This is a genomic window from Pandoraea sp. B-6 (assembly GCF_000282835.1).
Taxonomy (GTDB): domain Bacteria; phylum Pseudomonadota; class Gammaproteobacteria; order Burkholderiales; family Burkholderiaceae; genus Pandoraea; species Pandoraea cepalis.
This window is the reverse complement of record NZ_KB290528.1, coordinates 17,936-40,950: the sequence shown is the minus strand read 5'-3', so window position 1 is coordinate 40,950 and position 23,015 is coordinate 17,936. Positions and strand designations below refer to the sequence as shown.

Here is a 23,015-nt window from a genome sequence, read left to right as displayed (position 1 = left end):
CCCATCTCATCGTTCCACCTTTGATACCGACGCGATCGCTCCCCGGTGGGAGCACGCGCGGGGAGAGCCCCCATGTCCTCCATCACCCAAACCCGCTCGCCACTGGATGCGCTGCTCGATACGGCCGTTCAGGACGACAAGCAGGCCGGCGTCTTCCGCTGCCGTCGCGACATTTTTACCAATGCCGAGTTGTTCGAACTCGAGATGAAGCACATCTTCGAGAGCAATTGGGTCTATCTGGCCCATGAAAGCCAGATCCCGAACAACAACGATTACTACACGACGTGGATCGGTCGTCAGCCCGTGGTTGTCACGCGCGACAAGAACGGTGAGCTGCACGCGGTCATCAATGCCTGCGCACACAAGGGGGCCATGCTGTGCCGTCGCAAGCACGGCAACAAGGGCAGCTTCACATGCCCGTTCCACGGCTGGACGTTCTCCAACACCGGCAAGCTGCTCAAGGTGAAGGAAGAGAAGACCACGCAGTATCCGGTGCAATTCAATACGCACGGCTCGCATGACCTGCGCAAGGTCGCGCGCTTCGAGAGCTATCGCGGTTTCCTGTTCGGCAGCCTCAACCCCGATTCGATGCCGCTCGCGGACTATCTCGGCGAGACCCGCGTGATCATCGACCAGATCGTCGACCAGGCGCCGCAAGGGCTGGAAGTCGTGCGCGGCAATTCCTCGTACGTCTACGACGGCAACTGGAAGATGCAGATGGAGAACGGCTGCGACGGCTATCACGTCAGCACCGTTCACTGGAACTACGCGGCGACCATGGGCCGACGCAAAGACGATGGCACGAAGGCCGTCGACGCCAACAGCTGGAGCAAGTCGGTGGCAGGTGTCTACGGCTTCGAGCACGGGCACATTCTGTTGTGGACCAACACGATGAATCCGGAAGTTCGCCCGGTCTACGCGCATCGTGACGAAATCAAGGCTCGCGTCGGCGACGTCAAGGCCGATTTCATCGTCAACCAGACGCGCAACCTCTGCCTCTACCCGAACGTGTTCCTGATGGACCAGTTCAGCACGCAGATTCGCGTGGTACGCCCGCTCAGCGTGGAAAAGACGGAAGTTTCGATCTTCTGCTTTGCGCCGAAGGGAGAAAGTGCCGAAGTGCGCGCCCACCGCATCCGCCAGTACGAGGATTTTTTCAACGTCACGGGCATGGGCACGGCCGACGACCTGGAAGAATTCCGTGCCTGCCAGGCGGGGTATGCCGGTACCACGGCGCTGTGGAACGACCTGTCTCGCGGTGCGCCGCTGTGGATTGAAGGGCCGGACGACAACGCCCGCAAGATGGGCCTGACACCGCGCCTGTCCGGCGAGCGCAGCGAAGACGAAGGATTGTTCGTCTGCCAGCACGAATACTGGGTCGAAGTGATGCGCGATGCCCTGAAGAAAGAACAGACGGAGGCCACGGCATGAACTTCGATTACGCAACGATTTGCGCCACGCTGTATCGCGAAGCCCGTCTGCTCGACGACCGTCAGTGGGACGAGTGGCTGGCGTGCTATGCCAACGACGTCACGTACTGGATGCCGGCGTGGGACGACGACGATCGCCTGACCGACGACCCCCAGAGCCAGATCTCGCTGATGTACTACGCGGACCGTGGGGGATTGGAGGATCGCGTGTTCCGCATCAAGACCGAGCGTAGCAGCGCCTCGATGCCGGAGCCCCGCACCGCGCATACCGTCGCGAATGTGGAAGTGCTGGCGCAACGCGACGACGAAGTCGACGTGCGCTACAACTTCAGCACGCTCAGCCATCGTTACAAGGCGACCGATCAATTCTTCGGCACGATGTTCGTCACGTTGCGCCACGACGGCGATGCGCTGTTGATCGCCAAGAAGAAGATCGTTTTGAAGAACGACTATATCCGTCAGGTACTCGACGTTTATCACGTTTGACGTTGACTATCGCATCAGGACTGGCAGTCGAGGAGGCTATATGTCCAGCTACAACGTAGCGCTCAATTTTGAAGACGGGGTGACCCGCTTCGTCGAATGCAAGGCCGGCGAGAAGGTGCTCGACGCCGCCTTCCGCGCCAAGATCAATCTGCCGATGGATTGCTCCGACGGTGTGTGCGGCACTTGCAAGTGCCGTGCCGAGAGCGGCAGTTACGACATGGGCGACGACTACATTGAAGACGCCCTGAGCGCGGACGAGAAGGACAGTGGCCTCGTCCTCACATGCCAGATGGTGCCGCAGAGCGACTGCGTGATTGCCGTGCCGGCGTCGTCAACGGCGTGCAAGACGGAGCAGAGCCGATTCGCCGCGACCGTCACCAAAGTCGAGACGCACAACGACGCGGCGGTCGTGCTCGAACTCGATGTGGGCGCCGCCGCGCCCGTATTCCTGCCCGGCCAGTACGTCAACATCGATGTGCCTGGCAGCGGTGTGCGTCGCTCGTATTCGTTCTCGTCCGCGCCGGGCGAATCGCGCATCGGATTCCTCATCAAGAAGATTCCGGGCGGGGCCATGAGTTCGTGGCTCGATCATGCGCAACCCGGTAATGCGCTCGAGATGACCGGCCCGCTCGGTAGCTTCTATCTGCGCGCCGTCGAGCGCCCGTTGCTGTTCCTGGCGGGCGGCACGGGGCTGGCGCCGTTCCTGTCGATGCTCGAAGTCCTCGCGCGCACGTCGTCGCAACAGCGCGTGCATCTGATCTACGGCGTGACGCGTGATCTCGATCTGGTCCAGGTTGAGGCGATCGAGGCCTACACAGCCAAGCTGCCGAATTTCACCTTTGCCACGGTGGTGGCGGACGCCGAATCGAAACACCCGCGCAAGGGCTGGGTGACGCAACACATCCCGGAGGAGGCGCTCAACGATGGCAACGTCGACGTGTATTTGTGCGGGCCGCCGCCCATGGTCGATGCCGTGCGCAAATACTTCGATGACAACGGCGTGAGGCCCAAAAGCTTCCATTACGAGAAATTCACGCCCAACGTCGCAATGGTGGACGCATGACAACGCAACGATTTGCCGGCAAGGTCATGGTCGTGACCGGTGCGGCGCAAGGCATCGGTCGGGGTGTCGCGCTGCGCGCGTCGGCCGAAGGGGCGAGGGTGGTCTTCGTGGATCGTGCCGAATTCGTCGCCGAGGTCGCGGCCGAAGCGGTCGGCGAGTCGGCCGGCTTCGTGGCCGATCTCGAGACCTACGAAGGTGCCGCCGCAGCCATGGCGTTCGCCAACGAGCGCTTCGGGGGCATCGACATTTTGATCAACGGCGTGGGCGGGGCGATTCGTATGCGTCCGTTCGCCGAGTTCGAGCCGGCGCAGATCGACGCGGAGATTCGCCGCTCGCTGATGCCAACGCTCTATACCTGCCACGCGGTGCTGCCGTACCTGCTCAAGCGTGGTGGCGGCACGATCGTCAATGTCTCGTCGAATGCGACTCGGGGTATTCGACGCGTGCCTTACTCCGCAGCGAAGGGCGGGGTGAACGCCATCACGCAATCGCTGGCGATGGAATACGCCGAGCACAATATTCGCGTCGCGGCGACTGCGCCGGGAGGCACCACGGCGCCGCCCCGCCGGATTCCACGTAACGCCGCGGGCGACAGCGAACAAGAGATCGCCTGGATGAACGAGGCGGTCGCGCAGGTGACCGAATCGACGTTCTTCAAACGTTACGGCACCCTCGACGAGCAAGTCGCGCCCATTCTTTTCCTGGCCTCCGACGAAGCGGGATACATCACCGGTACGGTCTTGCCGGTCGCCGGCGGCGATACGGGCTGACGCCGGGCGCCGAGAGATCATTGAATAAATGGGCGTTGCGCAAGCGCGTCGGCATGGCCTGCCGGTGGGGCAACAACGCCTGCTGCCGAGGTGGCAGATCGGCGGTTGGCATATGATGAACGGTCTTTGACTCCCCTGGAACGACCTTTCCATGCAAGTTTTTGTCGACGCTGACGCCTGCCCCTTTGCCATCAAAGAGATATTGTTCCGGGCCGCGCGACGTGAGGAAGTGCGGGTGACGCTGATCGCGAATCAATTCCTGCGCACGCCGCCGTCACCGTTCATCAAGGCGATTCAGGTGCCGGCAGGCTTCGATGTGGCCGATGCCCGCATCGTCGAACTTGTCGTCCTGGGCGATCTGGTGATTACCGCGGACATCCCGCTTGCCGCCTTGGTGCTCGACAAAGGGGGGCTGGCGCTCGATCCACGCGGGAATTGGTTCACGCGTGAAAACATCGAGGAACGACTGAGCATGCGCGACATGATGGATCAACTGCGCAATGCGGGCATCGAGACCGGCGGTCCTGCTCCCTTCAGCGCGCGCGACAGTCAATCGTTCGCCGGGCAACTCGATCGCTTCCTCGCCCGTCATCGCGCGTCGCGCCGGTAAGCGGTCCGTGCCGGAACGCGCCAAAACAGACTTACTCCGCTTCCGAACTCGCCCGCAACAGTTCGCCAAACCGAGTGTTGCACCATTGCATCACGTCGTTGGGTTCTCGCCCAAAACGCCAGAGCATGCGCACGGGGAGTTGCGGTAGGCCGAGGTCGTCGCAGCGCAGTTCGTGAAGTTCATCGTACTTCGCAATGTCGATCGGCAGCACGGCCCAGCCGAGTTTGTCGAGCACCATGCTGGCGATCAGGTATGAACTGTCCGCCCGCCAGATTGACGGGCTCAGTTGCCACGGCGTGAAATCATCCATCTGCAGCAGAATCTGGCGGTACTTGGCCAAATCGCCGCGCGTGACCTGATCGCGGTAAGCGAGCGGATGATCGCCAGCGACAAATACGCCTTGCACGGCCGACCCAACATATTTGTGCCCCAGCGCCAACGAGATCGCGCCGCGATCCACGTGAAAGCCAATGTCCGCGCGCTGCTTCTCCACATACTCGGCCACTTCCGTCGAGGTCCCGTTGAGTATCGTCAGCTCCAAATAAGCGAACTGGTACGCAAGATCGCGGACCAGTTCGCTCACGACTTGATACGGCAACGCTTCGTCGATTGCCAGCGACAACTGCGGTTGCTCGCCGAACGCCAGCGCATTCGCCCGATGGTTCAAGCCCTCCGCCTGACGCAGCAACTCCTTCGCCTCGAGCAACATGACCTCCCCCTGCGCGGTGAGTCTCGCGTTGCGACGGCTACGGTCGAATAGTTCAAATCCCAAATCGGCCTCGAGCAGCGAAATCGCCGAACTCAACGCCGACTGGGCTTTGCCGAGTCTTCGGGCGGCAGCCGATATCGATCCTTCCTCCGCGGCAGCCACAAAGTAGCGCAATTGCTCTATTGTCCAGTTCATTCATCCATTTTATCGATAGGTTCCAACTTTTTCTAACAGAAATTTCGCGGCAGAATCGCGATTCTCCAATGTAGGACGCCAAATTGAATCGCCAACATAGGCGAGGCGGCAGACGACCGGATCTTCCGGTCCGGTGGTCTCGGGTACTGACCCCTTCGCGCAATGCGCACCTGCCACCCACGGCGAGCCTGGAGAGATGCGGGCCCCCGGTACCCCATCCGTGGCTGCGCCATGGGTCGACGTCGCGCACTGAGCGCGGTCTCGACACCCCCGACCGGTTGTCGTCAATCCAACGTACTTACATGTCATCGAATATTCATTACCGAACTCGCTTCGGACGGCTAGCCGGCCTGTCAGCCAGCCTGATCGCCAGTATTCTCGTGCTCGCCGCCTGCGCCGACCGAGATCCAAAGGACGAGGCCGATGCGACACCGGAAGCGGTCGTGCGCATCGTCGAGCGCCGTGCACAGACCCTCACTACGCAGCAGCCGGGACGATTGGCCGCCTACCGCAGCGCCGACGTGCGTGCGCGTGCGGGCGGAGTCGTCGTCGAACGCCGATATCAGGAGGGGCAGACCGTTGCCAAGGGCGACGTGCTGTTCCGCATCGACCCACAACCGTTGTCGGCTGCGCTGGACGCCGCGCGCGGTGCACTCGCCAAGGCAAACGCTGAACACGACGCGGCGCGCGACAAGGTCGAGCGATATCGCGGCCTTCTGGAAGTGCGCGCCATCAGCGCCCGGGAAGACGCCGAGTCTCGCTCGGCCGAAGCGCGTGCGCGCGCGGAGGTGCTGGCCGCTCGCGCGGAAGTCCGCAAGGCGGAACTCAATCTCGGCTATACGCGCGTCGTCTCACCCATTGCGGGGCGCGTGCGCGGTGCCGAAGTCACGGAAGGCGCGCTGGTCGGTCTCGACTCGGCCACGCTGCTCACACGCGTTGAGCAGATCGATCCGATCTACGTGAACTTCTCGCAGCCGGCCGCGGAGGTGTATGCGATGACGCGCGATTTGCGCGCCGGCAAGCTGCAGCACGGCAACGCGTCGGCCGCGCCGCCGGTGCACGTGACGCTGCCCGACGGCCGTGAATACGCGCTACCGGGCCAATTGCTCTTTACCGATCTGGCGGTCGATCCGGGCACGGACACGATCGCCATGCGCGCCGTGCTGCCAAACCCCGACGGCGTGTTGCTGCCCGGCGCGTTCGTGCAGGTACGCCTGCAGGGGGCGGTGAATCCGAACATCGTGCGCGTGCCCCGCGAGGCGCTCACGCGCACGGCCAATGGCGCCGTGGTGCGCGTGGTCGACGCACAGGGCACGGTGCGCGACACAAAGGTGCATGCGGATGAGATCGACGGCCGCGATTGGCTCGTCACGGAGGGCCTTGCGGGCGGCGAGACGATCATCGTGCAGAACGTCGCGCAGTTCTCCGACGGCATGCACGTCAAGGTCAAGGCCGAGGCCAAGCAGACGGACGACACGAAGGCCAAGCCGGTGACGTCCCGCGACGCGAAGCCGAAAGACAATGGCGGACCGGTCGAGCCTGCGCGCGCCGGACCAGCCTCCCACGCGGAGACGCAATAATCATGGCTCGCTTCTTTATCGATCGCCCGGTCTTTGCCTGGGTGATCGCCCTGTTGATTACGCTCGTCGGCGTGCTCGCGATCCGGGCGCTCCCCGTTGCGCAATACCCCGACATCGCCCCGCCGACGGTCAGTGTCTGGAGCAGCTATCCGGGCGCGTCGGCCAAGGTGGTCGAAGACGCCGTGACGGCGATCATCGAGCGCCAGATGAACGGCGCGCCGGGGCTGATGTATACGTCGGCGTCCAGCGGCAATGGTCGTTCGTCGGTCAATCTCACCTTCCGGCAGGGCACCCATCTCGATCTGGCCGCCGTCGAGGTGCAGAACCGCTTGAAGACGGTCGAATCGCGTCTGCCTGAAGTCGTGCGCCGCGATGGCGTCGTCGTCGAGCGCGCGGCCGACAATATTCATATGGTGGTCACGCTGGCGTCCGCGAATCCGGCGATTGGCGAATCCGATCTCGGCGAGATCGCCGCGGCGCAGGTCATCAACCAGCTCAAACGCGTGCCGGGCGTCGGACAGGTGCAGTTCTGGGGCACGGAGAAAGCGATTCGTATCTGGCCCGACACAGCGAAGCTCGTCGCCCTCGACCTGAGTGCTTCGGACATCGTCTCAAAGATCCGGGCCTACAACGTGCGCGTAACCGTCGGTGATATCGGCGCAGGCTCGACGCCCGCGTCGGCCCCGATCAACGCCAACGTGGTGTCGGAAGGCTCGCTTTCCTCGCCCGAAGCCTTTGCCGGGATTCCGTTGCGCGTGCGTGCCGACGGCTCGGCGATCCGACTCGGCGATGTCGCTCGCGTGGAATTGGGGGCGGCCGATTACGCCTATTCGTCGCGCGTGGACGGCATGCCGGCCACCGCGATGGGCATCAAGCTGGCCGCCGGCTCGAATGCCGTCGCGGTGATGAAGGCGGTGCGCAAGGTGATGGACGAACAATCGGCGCTGTTTCCGGCCGGTGTTTCGTACCAGATCCCTTACGAGACCGCGTCGTTCGTCAAGGTTTCGATCCAGAAGGTCGTGAAGACGTTGCTCGAAGCCGTGGTGCTGGTGTTCCTGGTGATGTACCTGTTCATGCAGAACCTGCGCGCCACGCTCATTCCCACACTGGTGGTGCCGGTCGCGCTGCTCGGCACCTTCGGCGTGCTGCTGGGACTCGGCTATTCGATCAACACGCTCACGATGTTCGGCATGGTGCTGGCCATCGGCATTCTCGTCGACGACGCGATCGTCGTCGTGGAGAACACCGAACGCATCATGGTGGAAGAGGGACTCTCGCCCTATGCCGCCACGGTCAAGGCGATGAAGCAGATCAGCGGGGCCATCGTGGGGATCACGGTGGTGCTGGTCGCGGTGTTCGTGCCAATGGCGTTTTTCCCCGGTGCGGTGGGCAACATCTACCGTCAGTTTGCAATCACGCTCGCGGTGTCGATTGCCTTCTCGGCGTTCCTTGCCCTCTCGCTCACGCCCGCGCTGTGCGCCACGCTGCTGCGTCCGATCGCGGCCGGCCATCACGACAAACGCGGTTTCTTCGGTTGGTTCAATCGGACTTTTGCGCTGGGTACCGAGCGCTACACACGGACCGTAAGCAAGACGTTGCGCCGTCCGTGGCGCGCGGTGCTGGTGTATGGCGCGGTGTTGATCGCCGTGCCGCTCGCGTTCATGCGTCTGCCCTCGTCGTTCATTCCCGACGAGGACACCGGCAGCTTCATGGTGATGGCGTCCGAGCCGCAGGGCGCCACGTTGCCCGAGGCGATGTCGGCGCTCGAGCGCATCGAGCAATACCTGATGCGGCACGAGCCGGTCAAACACGTCTTTGCGCTGGGCGGATGGAACGAGTTCGGTTCGGGCCCGGGCGGCGGCATGCTGTTTGTCACGCTCAAGGACTGGCACGAACGCACATCTGCACACGACGAGGTGAGCGCCATTGTCGAGCGCGTCAACGCCAAGTTTGGCGGTCGGCCCGATCGCATGGTGATGGCGATGAACAGCCCGGCGCTGCCGGAACTGGGTTCGTCGAACGGCTTCAATCTGCGCTTGCAGGACCGGGCCGGTGTGGGTAAGGACGCGCTCACCGCCGCGCGCGATGCGCTGCTCAAGAAGGCGGCGCAAGATCCTGTGCTCAGGAACGTGATCTTTGCCGGTCAGGGCGACGTGCCTCAAATCGACGTCGCCATCGACCGGCACAAGATGGAAGCGCTCGGCGTCAAGATGGACGACGTCAATACGACGCTCGCGACGATGTTCGGCTCCGACTATGTCGGCGACTTCATGCTGGGCGCGGAGAGTCGCCGCGTGATCGTGCAAGCGGACGGACGTCAGCGCGTGTCGCCGGAGGACGTCGGCAATCTGCGCGTGCGCAACGCGAATGGCGAAATGGTGCCGCTTTCGGCATTCGTCTCGCTCAAGTGGAAACTCGGCTCGCCGCAGCTCAGGCGATACAACGGTTACCCCTCGTTCACGATCCAGGGCGAATCGGCACCGGGCAAGAGCAGCGGCGAGGCGATGGTGCGCATGGAGCGACTGATGGCCGACCTGCCCCAGGGCATCGGTTACGAGTGGAGCGGCCAGTCGCTCGAGGAGCGCATCTCGGGCGCACAGGCGCCGGTGCTGCTCGCCTTGTCGGTGCTGGTCGTGTTCCTCGCGCTCGCGGCGTTGTACGAAAGTTGGGCAATTCCGGCGGCCGTCGTCATGGTGGTGCCGCTCGGTGTGATCGGGGCGCTCGGCGCGGTGAGCTTGCTGGGCATGCCCAACGACATCTACTTCAAGGTGGGGTTGATTGCGACCATCGGCCTGTCGGCGAAGAACGCCATCCTGATCGTGGAAGTCGCCAACGATATGACGAAACAGGGCATGGCCTGGCTCGATGCGGCGGTCGAAGCCGCGCGTTTGCGCCTGCGCCCGATCGTGATGACGTCGCTGGCGTTCGGCTTCGGCGTGGTGCCGCTGGCCATTGCCTCGGGCCCGGCGTCGGGCGCGCAGCGCGCCATCGGTGTGGCGGTGCTCGGCGGGATCGTGACGGCCACGGTGCTGGCGATCTTCCTGGTGCCATTGTTTTTCCTGTGGGCCGGCCGCTTCGTGCGCCGGCCAAAGACGAATGCGTCGGGCGATGCCGCACCGGCTATCGAGGGGAAGGTATGAAGACGTTTCGACCCCGCATGCGCGGGATAGCTGCGCCCGGCGTGTGTTTGCTGGCATTGGTCGGCGGATGCACGTTGGCGCCGACCTATGAGCGCCCGGCGGCACCGGTGCCGACCACGTACGAGGCGGCACCGTCGGGCACAGGTGCGCGTCTGGCGCTCGCCGAGCCGCTCGCGGCAGACGCGGATTGGGCCGACGTATTCACCGATCCCGCCTTGCAGACGCTGATTCGCCGCTCGCTCGCGCAGAATCGCGACTTGCGCCTGGCGTCGCTACGGGTGCAGGAAGCGCGTGCGCTGTATGGCATCGAGGCGGCCAATCTGCTGCCGAGCGTGCAGGCAGGCGGCGCATTCTCCCGTCAGCGGTACTCAGGGGCCGCGGGCCAGCCTGAGGGCAGGGGCACCGCCGCAGGTTACGTCGCCAACGACTTACGGGCGACGCTGGGCGTGAGCGCCTTTGAACTCGATTTCTTCGGGCGCGTGCGCAGCTTGAGCGACGCGGCGCTGCAATCGTATTTGGCGAGCGAGGAAGCGCAACGGGCGGCGCAGGTGAGTCTCGTGGCGGAAGTAGCCACGTCCTACATTGGACTCGTGGCCATCGACGAACAGATCGCCTACGCGCGGGAGGTGCTGGCGGCACGCGAGGAGGGCATTCGCGTGGTTCGCCTGCGCGCCGAGCGCGGGCTGATCGACGATTTCGACCTGAATGCCGAGACCACGCAGGTCGAAGTCGCGCGCGCAGCACTCGCCGAGCGCGAGCGGCAACGCAGCGAGATCGTGCACGCGTTGCAGGTCCTGACCGGCGACGTGAGTGCGAAGCCAGTCGCGGCGGCATCGCTCGACGACGCATTCGTCATGCCCGTGGCCGCCGGATTGCCGTCCTCGTTGCTGATACGTCGTCCGGATATTCGGCAGGCGGAGGCGCAACTGCGTGCGGCCAACGCGGATATCGGCGCCGCTCGTGCGGCGTTCTTCCCGTCGATCAAGTTGACGACGGATGTCGGCACTGCCAGTGCGGGGATTGCGGATCTGTTCGGCGCCGGCACCGGTGTATGGTCGTTCCTGCCGCAGATTACCGTGCCGATCTTTACGGGCGGGCGTCACCGGCAAGGGTTGAATCTGGCGAGCGTGCGCAAGGAGATGGCCGTTGTGTCGTACGAGCGTGCGATTCAAACGGCGTTTGCCGAAGTGGATGACGCCCTGACCGCGCAAGGGCTGCTATCGCGCCAGTTCCAGGCGCAAAAGCGCGTGTCGGACGGCGAGCGCGAGCGGCTTCGTCTGGCCCATCATCGCTATACCAACGGCGTGGCGAGCTACCTCGAACTGCTCGACGCGCAGCGCAGCGCATTTCACGCGGCGCAACAGTTGATCGATGTGAAGCAGCGAGTACTCGTGAACCATGTGGCGCTGTACCGAGCGTTGGGCGGCGGATGGCAACCGGAGAGCGGCACGTCCTGAGACGGTGGGCGGCGGGACCGCATGGCGAGCAACGCATTGACATGGCGCATCGATAGCGTCTCTTGGTAAAGTCTTGACATGCCCCTACGGTTCATAAGGAAAACTTTGAGATGCGCCGCCTGAATCTGGATCAGCTTCACACGTTTTCCGAAGTCCTCGACGCGGGGAGTTTCTCCGCGGCCGCCGCGCGGCTCGATCTGTCGCAGCCCGCCGTGAGCTTGCAGGTTCGTCAGTTGGAACAGCGATTGAACGTCCGGCTGGTTGAGCGCGTGGGCAAGCGGCTCAAGCCGACGTCCGCCGGGCTGACGCTGCTGGACCATGCCCGCCGCATCGATGCTGTCGTCGAAGACGCCATGCATGCGCTGTCCAGCCATGCGAGCGGCGAAGTCGGTGAAGTGGCGATCGGAACCGGAGCGACCGCCTGCATTCATTTGTTGCCGCCGATACTGCGAGCGATGCGCAAGCGCCACCCGATGCTCGACATCCGCGTGAGCACCGGGAACACCGACGACGTGGTCGCCGCGGTGACCGAGAATCGGCTCGATATCGGTCTTGTCACCTTGCCCACTGCCGGGCGCAGCCTGCATATCACGCCCGTATTGCGCGACGCGTTCGTCGCCATCGCGCCCGCCGGCGACTCGCACTGGGCGACGGAGGTCACGCCGCAGATGCTCGCCGCGGCACCGATGGTCGCGTTCGAGCCGGGGAGCAGCACCCGGTTGTTGATCGATGAATGGTTTCTCCAAGCGGGATTGCGTGTGCGGCCAGTCATGGCGCTGGGCAGCGTCGAAGCCATCAAGGAAATGGTGGCGGCCGGCTTGGGTTACAGCATCGTGCCCAGGCTTTCCGTCAACGCGGCGCACTACCGGCGGGGCTTGCGTGTCTCGACGCTCACACCGGGGTTGACGAGAACGCTTGCGGTCGTCATGCGCCGCGACAAACCGCTGACACCGGGATTGCGCAGGGTCGCATCGGCACTTGAGGCGTTGGGCGATGCCGCCTGATGGCAACGCGGAAATGATTGGTAATTCACAGTAAATCAGTTTGCGGCCCGGTCACGTAGAATTGCCAACCGTGACCGCATAAAGATAGGACTACCATGCGAGAATACGGGAAATTTTCCGGAAATCATGGAGAAGCGCGCAATTCGCAATGCATCATCCTCTTTATCGATATGAAGGGCTGCTCGGTGCCCGCTCGGTCGATGCACTTGACGCCGAGTTTCAGAAACTGACGCAATCCCTGGGATATGAAGCGTTGTTCTATGCGCCGCTGTCACCGCGTCGCGAACGGGAGGCGGCTACATTCCAGATGGGGGACCAGCGCATTACCTCGCAGGGAATGCCCAGCCGGCACATTTTCACGACGTTTCCGGCCGCCTGGATCGAGCGCTATCAAAGCGTGGGATATGCCGAAGTGGATCCCGTATTGATTGCCGCGAATTTGTCGCCGTTGCCGATTCTCTGGCGAACCTTCCTCGCACAGGCGCAGCCGCACCCCATCTTCGCGGACGCGCGCGCGCACGGCCTCGGGTCCGGGGTGTCGATTCCGATCTACGGTGCGACCGGCGAGCGCGCGATTTTCAGTGCGGCGACGGCCGCGTCGCCGGAAGCCTCGGCCGAGCACGAAGCGCGCATGCTCGGAGAGATTTATCTGACGGCAGTGTATTTTCACCAGGCGATTCAGCAGCTCGACATGCAATGGGTGGCGAGTCGCAGCACCGGCAAGCTCAGCCCGCGTGAGATCGAAAGTCTGCTGTGGGCGGCACGCGGCAAAACGGCGTGGGAGATCGGTTTGATTCTGCGCATCTCCGAGCATACGGTGACGTTTCACCTCAATAACGCCAAGCGCAAGCTCGGTGCGGTCAATCGGCACCAGGCCATTGCCGCGGCGATCAGCAGCGGGGCGATATCACCCTGAGGCATCGTCGATGCCGTCATCTCCCGTGAGCGTCCTCGACGTAACGCTCGCGCGGCCGCTTCGCCTGCCATCCCCGCCCCGGTTTTGTTTCGTTTTCGCGTAATTCCTTCATCGGATTGCGAGGATTTCACAGCGTTTGTGAAACAGTGTGTTGTCGCTTTAGGGCTGGTTCATTAATGAGGGAAAACTATAATTTACCTATGGCGAAAACTGATTGAGTGCGGTTTTCGTGTCCATGCGTAACCGATGAACGATAAAAGGAGTTTTCCATGAAAAAGAACCTGTTGAGCGCTGTCGCCCTCGTTGGCTTGACGATCGCTGCCGGCTCGGTATTCGCCGAAGGGCAGGCGCAAACGACCGGTGTCACCCGCGCCCATGTGCGCGCCGAACTTCAGGCAGCCCGTGAACTGGGTCTCTCGCCGGTGACGGAATTTAACTTCCCGTACACCTATGAGCAGTCGGTCCAATTGCAGAACCTGACGGCCCAGATCGAAGCGCGCAATCAAACGGCGACCCCGGCCGCCAACTGAAGGTGATGCGATAACCGTCGACAGGTTATCGATGGCAGTGCCTGGATTCGCCGACGGCCCGCCTGACTCGCCACCGAGTCCCGCCTGCGCCGTGCGAATCACCCCACCGACGCCGCAGCGCGTCCTACCACAGCCCCGCCCGAGGATTCGTTCCCGACGGGGCTTGTGTGTTTCTGGAAGCACGGCGTCGCGAAGACGCCACCTGCCTCATCTCAACGGGTGGATACTGAAGATGCCGTGGAGGTTGCCGGCGTGTTGTTGCTGCCGGCCGTCTCATGGGATGCCGTCGGCGACGCCTTCTCGTGACTTGCATTCGCGGCACTCGATTGCCAGCCACCGCCCAACGCCAGGAACAGATTGACCTGGTCCAGCGCGACTTGTGTCTCGGAGGCGGCCAGCGCGGCCTCGGCACTGGCGTGCGTGCGCTCCGCGTCAAGACTCGTCAGATACGGCGCGCGACCGGCCTGGTAGAGCTTGTGGTTCTGTTCGGCGGCGGTGCGTGATTTGTCGCGGGCATCGCGCAGGGCGTCGTCGCGCTGCAGCTCACGCGTGTATGCCGAGAGTGACGTCTGTGTTTCTTGCAGGGCCTTGAGCACGACGCCGTCGAAATGCGCGAGCGCGGCATCCGCCCCGGCTTCCATGCCCTTGATGTGTGAACGCACGCCGTTGGTCGGCAGCGACCACGTGATCATCGGTCCCACGCTCCACTGCTCGGTGCGGCCTTGCCCGAAGTGTTCCAGGACACCGCTCGCCCCGATCGACGCACCAATGCGGATCGACGGATAGAGGTCTGCCGTGGCGACACCGATCTTTGCCGTGGCGGAGGCGAGTTCGCGCTCGGCCTGACGCACGTCGGGGCGGCGCTTGAGCAGCGCCGTGCCGTCGCCGACCGGCAGCGGTTGCGCGAGTTGAGGAATGCGGCGGCATTGCGCCGCGCTTGCGTCGAGCGTGCCCGGCACCTTACCGAGCATGACGGCCAGTCGGTACGTCGCCGCGTCGTGCTGCGCCTGGAAGCGCGGCAGGGCGGCACGCAAGGTGTCGGCCTGCGCTTGCGCTCGCAGCAGATCGGTCGGCTGATCGCGCCCGGCGTCGACGAGCTTGCGCGTAATCGCGACGCTCTTTTCCTGCAACGCCAGTTGTTCGTTGGCAATGTCGAACTCGTGGTTGGCGGCGCAGCCTTGCACATAGGCGCGCACCGTTTCGGCGGCCACGCTCACACGCACGACGTCGAGGGCCGCCTGACTGGCTTCGGCGGCGGCCAGCGCGGCTTCATCGGCGCGCGCGAGTTTGCCGAAGAAGTCGATCTGATACGAGATGGACAGGGCGGCGGCGGCCAGATTGACCACCGGCAATTTTTCTTCCTTCAGGAAGCTCTCGCCGGAGATCTGCGCGCGGGCGGCTTCGGCTTGCACGCCGCCCTGCGGCAGATTCTCCGATTCGACTTCGTGGTACATCGCGAGCGCGCGCTGCACGTTGGCGGCGGCCACGCGAATGTTCGTGTTGGCGGCCAGCGCCGTTTTCACGAGTGCGTCGAGCTTGGGGTCGTCGTAGAGTTGCCACCAGTCGTCGGGCACGGCACCGATCGAGACACCGCGCTGCGCTGCGTTCGCGATGGGGCCATTGGCTTCGGGCGAGCGCATGAGCGCGTGGTCCGGAAGATGATAGTCAGGCCCGACGGTCGTGCAACCGGCAACGAGCGCGGCGGCCACTGCCACGGCGCTCATCAGGCATACGCGTGATTTCACCGCTGGGCTCCCGGTTGGGCGGACTTGGCCGACGTGGCCGACGTGACCGACGAAGGAGATGGCGTCGTCGGTTGCGATTGACCGGCGGTGTCCTGCTGACCTTCCACGACCGTCACGGTCGCGGTGCGCCCGGCGACCAGGCGCATGTCCTTGGGCACATCGTCGAGCGCAATGCGCACCGGAATGCGTTGGGCGAGACGCACCCAGTTGAAGGTCGGGTTGATGTTGGGCAGCATCGACGCACCGCTCGTGCGGTCGCGATCCTCGATGCCGGCGACGATGCTCTGGACATGACCGTGCAGCACCTGGCGCTCGCCCATCAAACGCACCTCGACCTTGTCGCCGATGTGGATGCCGCGCATCTTCGTTTCTTCGAAGTAGCCTTCCACGTGCAGCGAGTTGGCATCGACCATAGAGAGCACCGGGCGGCCGGTGCTGACGTAGTCGCCAACCCGTGGCAGGCGATCGTTCAGGTAGCCGTCGGCGGGCGCGAGCACCCGGGTGCGCGCGAGGTTGAGTTTCGCCAATCGCACGGCGGTTTCCGCCTGGGCGACCGCCGCCTCGCCCGATTCGACCTTGGCCTGGCCGGCTTCGACGACTTCCTTGGCGACGACTTCCGTCAACTGATGGTTGCGCGCATTTTCGCGGCGCGCCTGTGCGAGCGTGGCGCGCAGCGCCGCGACGTTGGCCTCGGCCTGCTGCACTGCCAGCGTGTAGCGGTCGGGGTCGATCACGAACAGCAGATCGCCACGGTGCACCGGCTGATTGTCCTTGACCTCGACATCGGTGATGAGGCCGGAGACGTCGGGGGCGACCTGCACGATGTCGGCGCGAATGCGGCCGTCGCGTGTCCAGGGGGCGACGGTGTAGTAGTCCCACAGATGCAGCAGAACGAACACCGCGATGCAAGATACCGCGAGCGTCAGCGCGACGGGGCCGATGGAGCGAAATTTCAGTTTCATGGTTGGCAAGCGTGAGCGATGGCGACAATGCCGCCCAGCGCGATGATGTACACCGCAAGGTTAAACAGGGAACGGTGCCAGACGAGCTTGTAAAAGCCCAGGCGCGCGAGTACGAAGCGCAGCGCGCCGGTCAGGACGAAAGCCACGACCATCAGCACGAGCAGCGTCGGTACGAACACGCCGTAGATATCGATCTCTCCGCTCATTGAGCACTCCCGGGGCGTGTGGTGGGGAACAGCGCGACGTGGATGTCCATGAGCGACGCGCGCGCGCTGCGCGACGCCTGGTCGGTATGCGCCACCATCGAACGCACGGCACCCAGCAGTTTGTCTTGCAGCGTGGCGTCGGGGATGCTGACCGATTCGTCGAGCCGCGCCTGATAAAAGCGCGCCACATCGGTGAGCACAGCCTCAACGGCGTCGCGCTGCGATGCACTGAGATGCGGCAACTCTCGCTGCAACGCCAGCGCCGAGAGTTCGACGCGCACTTCGGTAAAACCATCGCTCGACGTTTCGCTCTCGCTCGCAGCCAGGCGCGGCACGAGCTGGCCCAACCGATCGAGCAGACGCGTGCGCAGACGGTTATGTTCGGCAACGGAGCGCCCGAGCGCGTTGCGCGCGATGTCACGCCAGCTCGAATGAATCAATCGGCGCATGGCAACGCGCGTACCGAACGGGCGCGTCTGAAGTGTCCAGAGCAAGGCGAACAGCACGCCGGCCAGTCCGGCGAGATTGCCGTTGAAGAACGCCTGGAAGTCGGCGCTGTATCCGCCCTGAATGCCCACGAAGCTCGCCGTATTCACCGCGACGAGCATGGCCACCATCGTGAAGCGCGGTTGTGGAATCAGCGTACCCAGCAACAGATACGGAATGGCGAACAGCGCGACGAGCAGCCCGAAGTCGTGCGCATTCGTCAGGATGAAGAAGACGTACACGGCGGCGAACACCACGCACACGGCGGTCGCCCAGAAAAACGAGCGGATGAACGGCGCGGGCTCGTCCATCGCGGCGAAGAAGCAGCAGGCCACGGCACCGAGCGAGACGCCGGCGGCGCCATCGTTCCAGCCGGTGTAGATCCACGCCATGCCCATGAGGAACGTGCACAGTGCTGCTGACACCGTCGAGAACAGCAGGAGTCCGTGGTCGTAGTGACGCGCGCCGCCCAGCTCCCAATGCTGGAAGGCGGGCGTCCAGTCACCCTCGCCCTCGTGATGCTCGCGCTGACCGAAGCGGCGCTGCAGCGACGCGCAATCCTGCCAGAGCTGTACAAGCGAGCGCAGACGGTCTTCGGTGGCTGCGACCAAGGCGCCATACCAGTCCGAGGCCTCACCGGCCGATGGCGCCGGACTCAATAAATGCGCCGGGGCGGGCATCGGCGCACCGCGACGCAGCCAGGCGACCACGTCGGCCATCTTCGCCTCGAGCGTCCCGGGCGCGCCGCTCGGATGCTCGCGCAATGCCTGCACGAGCGATGCGACCGTCGAGAGCACGGGCATCATCATCGTCATGCGACCGCGCAATTCCTGCGCATCGCGCACGCGTTCGGACGTGTCGGCGTCGTACGAGAGCTGGCTGATCAACTGGTCGAGGGCCAGAATGTCGGCGGCCATGCGGTGCCGGCTCATGTGGCGCGTTGCCTTGCCGTCGGGGTCTGCCGAGAGCATGTCGGTCGTCCAGCGCGCGGCGTCGGTCAGCCAGCGCGCCGAGCGGTCGTGCAGGACCTTGGCCACGCTCGTGGGCAGGACCACGGCGCCGACCACGCTCGCACAGACGATGCCGAGGATGATCTCTTCGGAGCGCGCGACGGCGATATCGAAGATGACGCCAGGCGTGTTGACGGCCGGCAGGGCGATCAGCGGCAGCGTGTACGAGGCGAGCAGGAACACATAGCTGCGCGGCGAGCGATGCAGCAGCGAAATATAGAGCAGCGTGCCGGTCCACAGCCCGACGGCCGCCATCAGCAGCTCGGGCGTGTTGACGAGCGCCGGCACGAAGACGACGGACGCCGCGGCGCCGAGCAGCGTGCCGAACACGCGATACAGTGCCTTGGAGCGCGTGGCGCCCGTGAGCGGGTGCGACACGATATAGACGGTGGCCATCGCCCAGTACGGACGCGGCAGGCCGAGCGCGAGCGCGATGTAAAGCGCCAGCATCGAGGCGAGGAACGCCTTGATCGAGAAAATCCAGTCGCGGGAGGAAGGCCAGGTGAGCACGGTTTACTTCTTGGGGGGAGCCAGTGCGAGGATGGACCCATCGGGGCCCGCTGCGCGAGAGAGCACTTCGAACACGCGCAACACCGCTTCGAAATCCTCGCGCGGAATGTCGGCGAACACCTTCGCGCGCAACTGGCTGAGTTCGATTTCGAGCTTTTCGGCGAGCGCTTCGCCCGCCGCGGTCAGTCGCAGCGCATTGGCGCGGCGGTCGCTTGCGTCGACTTCGCGCAGCACGAGACCGGCCCCGCACAACTGATCGAGCAGCCGTACCAGCGACGCGCCTTCGAGCCCGACATATTCGGCAAGCTCGACCTGACGCACGCCCTGACCCAGCCGGCGGATGAACAGCAACGGGCCGGCGCTCGCCGCCGAAATACCGTATTCGGCGATCGCGCCTTGCGATAGCTGGCGCCATTGTTTGCCGGCCAGCAGCAGATGGCTCGTAAAGACAAAGCGGAGCGATTCCAGGGAGGTCATGAGAAAGATTATATGTTAACTAATAATTAGCATGCTAGTTAATAGGGTATTGCGTGTGATAGCGATGTCGCGGGAAACCCAAGCCTGTATTGGGTTTTCGGGAGATCGTCGCGCGCCTTGACGGCGCTTCGGCGGACGATTTCGGCGCCGTTCGCCTGTTTTATTTTTGGTGAAGCGATTTCAGGCGCCCTGGCGAGCGTGCCCGTCGTCTGCGCGTTCTCCCTCGCTTTCTCCATCGGGCGGGCCGCCTGCCGCCTCGTCGATCCGCTTCATGTTGTCGAGCAATTTGAGCAGATAGTGCAGCGTGTGCGTCATGTCTCCCGTCGAGAATTCATCGAGCGCCTGCGCGTAATAGTCATGAATACGCGGGACCGCCTCGCGGTGCCAGACCGCATGCCCATGCTCGGTCATGGTGATGCGGCGCGATCTCCGGTCACGGCCGTCCGGTGCGCTCGCGATATGGCCGTCGCGCTCCATACGGCCGATCAGGCCCGACAGATTCTGGCGACTCACCATCAGATAACGCGCGAGATCGCCCACACTCATGCCGTCGGGCACCTCCGGGCGCGAGAGCGCACCGAGGACGGCCCATTGCTGCGTCGTCAGGCCCAGACTTTCCACCGCTCGTGTACCTGTTTTATGCAACATGTTGGCGCATTGATAGAGGCGGAAGAACAGCCGGTTCGCCAGCTCCATGCGCGTTATTTTCGTATTATTGCTAGGGTTTTCCATATCAATTTCTCCGCTTTCGCGTGCTTGCGCATCGTCGAGGTCGCGTCTAGTATACGTCAACATATTGACGTAATTTTATCGATGGGCCGGGATCTCCAAGGTCAACAAGGATACCGCGCCCACCTGTGACTCTGGAGGCGAGACATGCGGCGATTCGAGGGCAAGACGGTCATCGTGACGGGCGGTGGGGGCGGGATAGGCGGGGCGACGTGTCGCCGTTTCGCCAGTGAGGGCGCGGCGGTGGCGGTATTCGACCGCGATCTTGCGGCGGCCGAGCGCCGGGCGGGCGACATTGTGGCAGCGGGCGGACGTGCCCAGGCATTCGCATGCGACATCACGGTGCGTGATCAGGTCGATGCCGCCGTCGCTGCGGCATCGGCGGCGTTGGGGCCGGTGGATGTCCTGGTCAACAACGCCGGTTGGGACATTTTCAAGCCCTTCACCAAGACGACCCCGGCGCAATGGGAGTCGCTCATCGCGATCAACCTTGTGGGCGCGCTGCATATGCACCACGCGGTGTTGCCCGAGATGGTGGCACGGCGCAGCGGACGCATCGTAAACATCGCGTCGGACGCGGCGCGCGTCGGGTCGTCGGGCGAAGCGGTGTACGCCGCGTGCAAAGGTGGGCTCGTCGCGTTCTCGAAGACGCTTGCCCGCGAGCACGCGCGCCACGGCATCACCGTCAACGTGGTGTGCCCGGGGCCGACCGATACGGCGCTCTTTGCCGATTACAAGGAAGGCGCGGGCAATCCGGAAAAGCTGGTGGAAGCGTTCACCAAGTCCATTCCGCTCGGCCGCATCGGCCAGCCGGACGACCTGCCGGGGGCGATTGCCTTCTTCGCGAGCGACGACGCCTCGTTCGTCACCGGTCAGGTGCTGAGCGTATCGGGCGGCCTGACCATGTGCGGTTGATCCCGACTATTTCCCGATCTCTCTTATCGATATCACCATTGGCGCGCGTCGCGGCTTTCAGCGATACCCCACGACAGCGAGCGACGCGCAGCGGCAAGGAGCGACACCATGCAATACGAAGACATCCTGTATGAAGTGCGCAACGGCGCGGCGTGGATCACGATCAACCGTCCGGACAAGATGAACGCCTTTCGCGGGCGTACCTGCGACGAACTGATTCATGCCATCAACAAGGCCGGCTACGACCGCGAGATTGCCAGCATTGTGCTCGCCGGCACAGGCGAGAAAGCATTCTGCACCGGGGGCGATCAGTCGGCGCACGAGGGGCAGTACGACGGACGCGGCACCATCGGGCTGCCGATGGAGGAACTGCACAACGCCATTCGCGACGTGCCCAAACCCGTCATTGCCCGCGTGCAAGGCTATGCCATCGGCGGCGGCAACGTGATCTGCACCTTGTGCGACTTCACGATTGCGTCCGAGAAGGCCGTGTTCGGGCAGGTCGGCCCGAAGGTCGGCTCGGTTGATCCGGGCTTCGGTACCGCATTTCTCGCGCGCGTCGTCGGCGAGAAGAAGGCGCGTGAGATCTGGTATCTGTGCCGTCGCTATCCGGCGACGGAAGCGCTGGCGATGGGTCTCGTGAACACGGTCGTGCCGCACGATCAACTCGACGCGGAAGTTCAGAAATGGTGCGACGAGATTCTGGAGCGCAGCCCGACGGCGATTGCCATTGCGAAGCGCTCGTTCAACATGGACACGGCGCAACAGGCGGGCATCGCGGGCATGGGGATGTACGCGCTCAAGCTCTACTACGAGACGGAGGAGTCGCGCGAGGGCGTGCGTGCATTCCAGGAGAAGCGCAAGCCCGAGTTCCGTAAATACGCCAAATGAGCGAGGCGAACGCGATGCAGAATCCGTATCTCGACGACGATCTCGTTGCGCTGGCCGAGCACACGCGGCGATTCGCCCAGGCGCGCGTCGCCCCCGGCTTTCTCGAGCGTGACAAAACACGCGTGCTCGATCGCACGCTCATGCGCGAGATGGGGGAACTTGGCCTGATCGCGCCGGAGCTGCCGGAAGCCTTCGGTGGGCAGGGCATGGGGCGTCTCGCGGCGGGCGTGATACACGAAGCAATTGCGCGCGCGGACCTGAGCCTGTCGTATGTCAATCTGCTGGCCTCGCTCAATGGCCAGATTCTCGCGGCGCATGGGCAGCCTGAAGTCGTTTTGCCTTGGCTGCGCAAGCTCACGCGCGGCGAGACGTTGCTCGCGATCGCACTCACCGAGCCGCGCGGCGGGTCGGACGCCGCCAACTTGCGCATGCGGGCCGAATTCGACGGGACACATTACGTGCTCAACGGAGAAAAGACCTCCATCTCCGCCGCCGATCAGGCCGACGCCGCCGTTGTGTTCGCGCGCACAGGCGACGTGGCGTCGGGTGCACGTGGCATCTCGGCGTTCCTCGTGCCGCTCGACTTGCCGGGTATCACTCGGCAACGCTTCGATTGCCATGGGCAGCGTGCCATCGGCCGCGGCTCGCTGTTCTTCGAGAACGTGAAGATCCCGGTCGACCACGTACTGGGCGCGCCGGGCGAGGGCTTCGTGCAAGTGATGCAGGGCTTCGACTTCTCGCGCGCGCTCATCGGCTTGCAGGTGCTGGCCGTCGCCCGCGCCTCGCTCGACGAGACTTGGGAATACGTGGCCCAGCGCGAAGCGTTCGGCAAACCGCTGTCGGCGTTTCAGGGCGTCTCGCATCCGCTGGCGGATTTCGACACGCAGGTCGAAGCGGCGCGTCTGCTCTGTCTTCAAACGCTGTGGCTCAAGGACCGCGGCCTGCCGCACAGCGCCGAGGCGGCCATGTGCAAATGGTGGGGGCCGAAGCTCGCTTACGACGTCATCCATCAATGCCTGCTGATGTTCGGCCATGGCGGTTACGACCGGGGCGTGATGGAGCAGCGTTTGCGCGACGTGCTCGGTTTCCAGATCGGTGACGGCACCGCGCAGATCATGAAGACGATCATCGCGCGCACGCGCGCCGGCCGGCAGGCAGTGCCGGTTTGACCGGCCGGCGGCTGGATGACATCCG

General features: G+C 64.1%; 21 protein-coding genes. 14 read left to right on the top strand and 7 right to left on the bottom strand.

Features of this window, described 5'->3' with window-relative positions; genetic code table 11:
- Window positions 1–72: 72 nt before the first annotated feature.
- The 5 genes from A985_RS0113455 to A985_RS0113435 all read left to right on the top strand — a co-directional run bounded on the left by A985_RS0113455 (window position 73) and on the right by A985_RS0113435 (window position 4,359).
- Window positions 73–1,431: a Rieske 2Fe-2S domain-containing protein gene (locus tag A985_RS0113455; protein ID WP_017233924.1), complete on the top strand. Its 1,359-nt coding sequence runs from the start codon at window positions 73–75 to the stop codon at window positions 1,429–1,431.
- Window positions 1,428–1,916: a benzoate 1,2-dioxygenase small subunit gene (gene benB, locus A985_RS0113450; RefSeq protein WP_017233923.1), complete on the top strand. Its 489-nt coding sequence runs from the start codon at window positions 1,428–1,430 to the stop codon at window positions 1,914–1,916. Before A985_RS0113455 ends, benB begins: the two co-directional genes overlap by 4 nt.
- Window positions 1,917–1,956: 40 nt before the next feature.
- On the top strand, window positions 1,957–2,979 hold the full coding sequence (gene benC / locus A985_RS0113445; protein WP_017233922.1) for a benzoate 1,2-dioxygenase electron transfer component BenC: 1,023 nt from the start codon (window positions 1,957–1,959) through the stop codon (window positions 2,977–2,979).
- Window positions 2,976–3,749 carry a benzoate diol dehydrogenase BenD gene (gene benD, locus A985_RS0113440; RefSeq protein ID WP_017233921.1) on the top strand — a complete coding sequence of 258 codons (774 nt, stop codon included), beginning with the start codon at window positions 2,976–2,978 and terminating at the stop codon, window positions 3,747–3,749. The genes benC and benD overlap by 4 nt, the downstream gene beginning before the upstream one ends.
- A 151-nt stretch (window positions 3,750–3,900) precedes the next feature.
- Window positions 3,901–4,359 carry a YaiI/YqxD family protein gene (locus A985_RS0113435; protein WP_017233919.1) on the top strand — a complete coding sequence of 153 codons (459 nt, stop codon included), beginning with the start codon at window positions 3,901–3,903 and terminating at the stop codon, window positions 4,357–4,359.
- 31 nt (window positions 4,360–4,390) lie between these two features.
- Here A985_RS0113435 and A985_RS0113430 read toward each other — a convergent pair whose 3' ends face one another.
- A complete protein-coding gene (locus A985_RS0113430) occupies window positions 4,391–5,263 on the bottom strand; it encodes a LysR family transcriptional regulator (protein WP_026131947.1) in 873 nt (290 codons plus the stop codon).
- Window positions 5,264–5,565: 302 nt separating this feature from the next.
- Between A985_RS0113430 and A985_RS25460 the strand changes: the two genes are divergently transcribed.
- From A985_RS25460 to A985_RS0113400, 6 genes are all read left to right on the top strand, one after another.
- Window positions 5,566–6,843 carry an efflux RND transporter periplasmic adaptor subunit gene (locus tag A985_RS25460; RefSeq protein WP_157211459.1) on the top strand — a complete coding sequence of 426 codons (1,278 nt, stop codon included), beginning with the start codon at window positions 5,566–5,568 and terminating at the stop codon, window positions 6,841–6,843.
- Between the two features lie 2 nt (window positions 6,844–6,845).
- A complete protein-coding gene (locus A985_RS0113420; protein WP_017233916.1) occupies window positions 6,846–9,983 on the top strand; it encodes a multidrug efflux RND transporter permease subunit in 3,138 nt (1,045 codons plus the stop codon).
- The gene (locus A985_RS0113415; protein WP_017233915.1) at window positions 9,980–11,440 is read left to right on the top strand and encodes an efflux transporter outer membrane subunit; all 1,461 of its coding nucleotides are present in this window, start codon (window positions 9,980–9,982) and stop codon (window positions 11,438–11,440) included. Before A985_RS0113420 ends, A985_RS0113415 begins: the two co-directional genes overlap by 4 nt.
- A 110-nt stretch (window positions 11,441–11,550) precedes the next feature.
- The gene (locus tag A985_RS0113410; RefSeq protein WP_017233914.1) at window positions 11,551–12,444 is read left to right on the top strand and encodes a LysR family transcriptional regulator; all 894 of its coding nucleotides are present in this window, start codon (window positions 11,551–11,553) and stop codon (window positions 12,442–12,444) included.
- A 148-nt stretch (window positions 12,445–12,592) separates the two neighbouring features.
- Window positions 12,593–13,360, top strand: a complete 768-nt coding sequence (locus A985_RS0113405) for a LuxR family transcriptional regulator (protein WP_017233913.1) — start codon at window positions 12,593–12,595, stop codon at window positions 13,358–13,360.
- A 269-nt stretch (window positions 13,361–13,629) separates the two neighbouring features.
- The gene (locus tag A985_RS0113400) at window positions 13,630–13,890 is read left to right on the top strand and encodes a DUF4148 domain-containing protein (protein ID WP_017233912.1); all 261 of its coding nucleotides are present in this window, start codon (window positions 13,630–13,632) and stop codon (window positions 13,888–13,890) included.
- Between the two features lie 212 nt (window positions 13,891–14,102).
- On the opposite strand, the gene A985_RS25455 is transcribed toward A985_RS0113400, so the two are convergent.
- From A985_RS25455 to A985_RS0113365, 6 genes are all read right to left on the bottom strand, one after another.
- Entirely contained in the window at window positions 14,103–15,614 is a 1,512-nt protein-coding gene (locus A985_RS25455; protein ID WP_017233911.1) for an efflux transporter outer membrane subunit, read from the bottom strand.
- A gap of 17 nt (window positions 15,615–15,631) precedes the next feature.
- On the bottom strand, window positions 15,632–16,597 hold the full coding sequence (locus A985_RS0113390; RefSeq protein WP_017233910.1) for an efflux RND transporter periplasmic adaptor subunit: 966 nt from the start codon (window positions 16,595–16,597) through the stop codon (window positions 15,632–15,634).
- Window positions 16,594–16,803 (bottom strand): DUF1656 domain-containing protein, encoded by a 210-nt coding sequence (locus A985_RS0113385; RefSeq protein ID WP_017233909.1) that lies wholly within the window; start codon window positions 16,801–16,803, stop codon window positions 16,594–16,596. The genes A985_RS0113390 and A985_RS0113385 overlap by 4 nt, the downstream gene beginning before the upstream one ends.
- The gene (locus A985_RS0113380) at window positions 16,800–18,809 is read right to left on the bottom strand and encodes an FUSC family protein (protein ID WP_017233908.1); all 2,010 of its coding nucleotides are present in this window, start codon (window positions 18,807–18,809) and stop codon (window positions 16,800–16,802) included. The genes A985_RS0113385 and A985_RS0113380 overlap by 4 nt, the downstream gene beginning before the upstream one ends.
- Before the next feature lie 3 nt (window positions 18,810–18,812).
- Window positions 18,813–19,286: a MarR family winged helix-turn-helix transcriptional regulator gene (locus tag A985_RS25450; RefSeq protein ID WP_017233907.1), complete on the bottom strand. Its 474-nt coding sequence runs from the start codon at window positions 19,284–19,286 to the stop codon at window positions 18,813–18,815.
- Window positions 19,287–19,466: 180 nt separating this feature from the next.
- A complete protein-coding gene (locus A985_RS0113365; protein ID WP_026131945.1) occupies window positions 19,467–20,018 on the bottom strand; it encodes a MarR family winged helix-turn-helix transcriptional regulator in 552 nt (183 codons plus the stop codon).
- Between the two features lie 144 nt (window positions 20,019–20,162).
- Here A985_RS0113365 and badH point away from each other — a divergent pair, with 144 nt between their 5' ends.
- The 3 genes from badH (at window position 20,163) to aliB (ending at window position 22,990) form a co-directional block, all read left to right on the top strand.
- A complete protein-coding gene (gene badH / locus A985_RS0113360; RefSeq protein WP_017233905.1) occupies window positions 20,163–20,930 on the top strand; it encodes a 2-hydroxycyclohexanecarboxyl-CoA dehydrogenase in 768 nt (255 codons plus the stop codon).
- Window positions 20,931–21,038: 108 nt separating this feature from the next.
- Complete coding sequence (badI, locus tag A985_RS0113355; protein WP_017233904.1) at window positions 21,039–21,821, top strand: 2-ketocyclohexanecarboxyl-CoA hydrolase; 783 nt, start codon at window positions 21,039–21,041, stop codon at window positions 21,819–21,821.
- A complete protein-coding gene (aliB, locus tag A985_RS0113350; protein ID WP_017233903.1) occupies window positions 21,818–22,990 on the top strand; it encodes a cyclohexanecarboxyl-CoA dehydrogenase in 1,173 nt (390 codons plus the stop codon). Before badI ends, aliB begins: the two co-directional genes overlap by 4 nt.
- The last annotated feature ends 25 nt before the right edge of the window (window positions 22,991–23,015 follow it).

What these genes read in the sequence shown, in the direction of transcription:
- A985_RS0113365 (WP_026131945.1), bottom strand. Translation starts at nt 20,018, where the DNA reads ATGGAAAACCCTAGCAATAATACGAAAATAACGCGCATGGAGCTGGCG.
- A985_RS0113405 (WP_017233913.1), top strand. Translation starts at nt 12,593, where the DNA reads ATGCATCATCCTCTTTATCGATATGAAGGGCTGCTCGGTGCCCGCTCG.
- A985_RS0113455 (WP_017233924.1), top strand. Translation starts at nt 73, where the DNA reads ATGTCCTCCATCACCCAAACCCGCTCGCCACTGGATGCGCTGCTCGAT.
- A985_RS0113435 (WP_017233919.1), top strand. Translation starts at nt 3,901, where the DNA reads ATGCAAGTTTTTGTCGACGCTGACGCCTGCCCCTTTGCCATCAAAGAG.
- badH (WP_017233905.1), top strand. Translation starts at nt 20,163, where the DNA reads ATGCGGCGATTCGAGGGCAAGACGGTCATCGTGACGGGCGGTGGGGGC.
- aliB (WP_017233903.1), top strand. Translation starts at nt 21,818, where the DNA reads ATGAGCGAGGCGAACGCGATGCAGAATCCGTATCTCGACGACGATCTC.
- A985_RS0113430 (WP_026131947.1), bottom strand. Translation starts at nt 5,263, where the DNA reads ATGAACTGGACAATAGAGCAATTGCGCTACTTTGTGGCTGCCGCGGAG.
- A985_RS25450 (WP_017233907.1), bottom strand. Translation starts at nt 19,286, where the DNA reads ATGACCTCCCTGGAATCGCTCCGCTTTGTCTTTACGAGCCATCTGCTG.
- benB (WP_017233923.1), top strand. Translation starts at nt 1,428, where the DNA reads ATGAACTTCGATTACGCAACGATTTGCGCCACGCTGTATCGCGAAGCC.
- A985_RS0113400 (WP_017233912.1), top strand. Translation starts at nt 13,630, where the DNA reads ATGAAAAAGAACCTGTTGAGCGCTGTCGCCCTCGTTGGCTTGACGATC.
- A985_RS25455 (WP_017233911.1), bottom strand. Translation starts at nt 15,614, where the DNA reads ATGAGCGCCGTGGCAGTGGCCGCCGCGCTCGTTGCCGGTTGCACGACC.
- A985_RS0113420 (WP_017233916.1), top strand. Translation starts at nt 6,846, where the DNA reads ATGGCTCGCTTCTTTATCGATCGCCCGGTCTTTGCCTGGGTGATCGCC.
- A985_RS0113385 (WP_017233909.1), bottom strand. Translation starts at nt 16,803, where the DNA reads ATGAGCGGAGAGATCGATATCTACGGCGTGTTCGTACCGACGCTGCTC.
- A985_RS0113415 (WP_017233915.1), top strand. Translation starts at nt 9,980, where the DNA reads ATGAAGACGTTTCGACCCCGCATGCGCGGGATAGCTGCGCCCGGCGTG.
- benC (WP_017233922.1), top strand. Translation starts at nt 1,957, where the DNA reads ATGTCCAGCTACAACGTAGCGCTCAATTTTGAAGACGGGGTGACCCGC.
- benD (WP_017233921.1), top strand. Translation starts at nt 2,976, where the DNA reads ATGACAACGCAACGATTTGCCGGCAAGGTCATGGTCGTGACCGGTGCG.
- A985_RS25460 (WP_157211459.1), top strand. Translation starts at nt 5,566, where the DNA reads ATGTCATCGAATATTCATTACCGAACTCGCTTCGGACGGCTAGCCGGC.
- A985_RS0113390 (WP_017233910.1), bottom strand. Translation starts at nt 16,597, where the DNA reads ATGAAACTGAAATTTCGCTCCATCGGCCCCGTCGCGCTGACGCTCGCG.
- badI (WP_017233904.1), top strand. Translation starts at nt 21,039, where the DNA reads ATGCAATACGAAGACATCCTGTATGAAGTGCGCAACGGCGCGGCGTGG.
- A985_RS0113410 (WP_017233914.1), top strand. Translation starts at nt 11,551, where the DNA reads ATGCGCCGCCTGAATCTGGATCAGCTTCACACGTTTTCCGAAGTCCTC.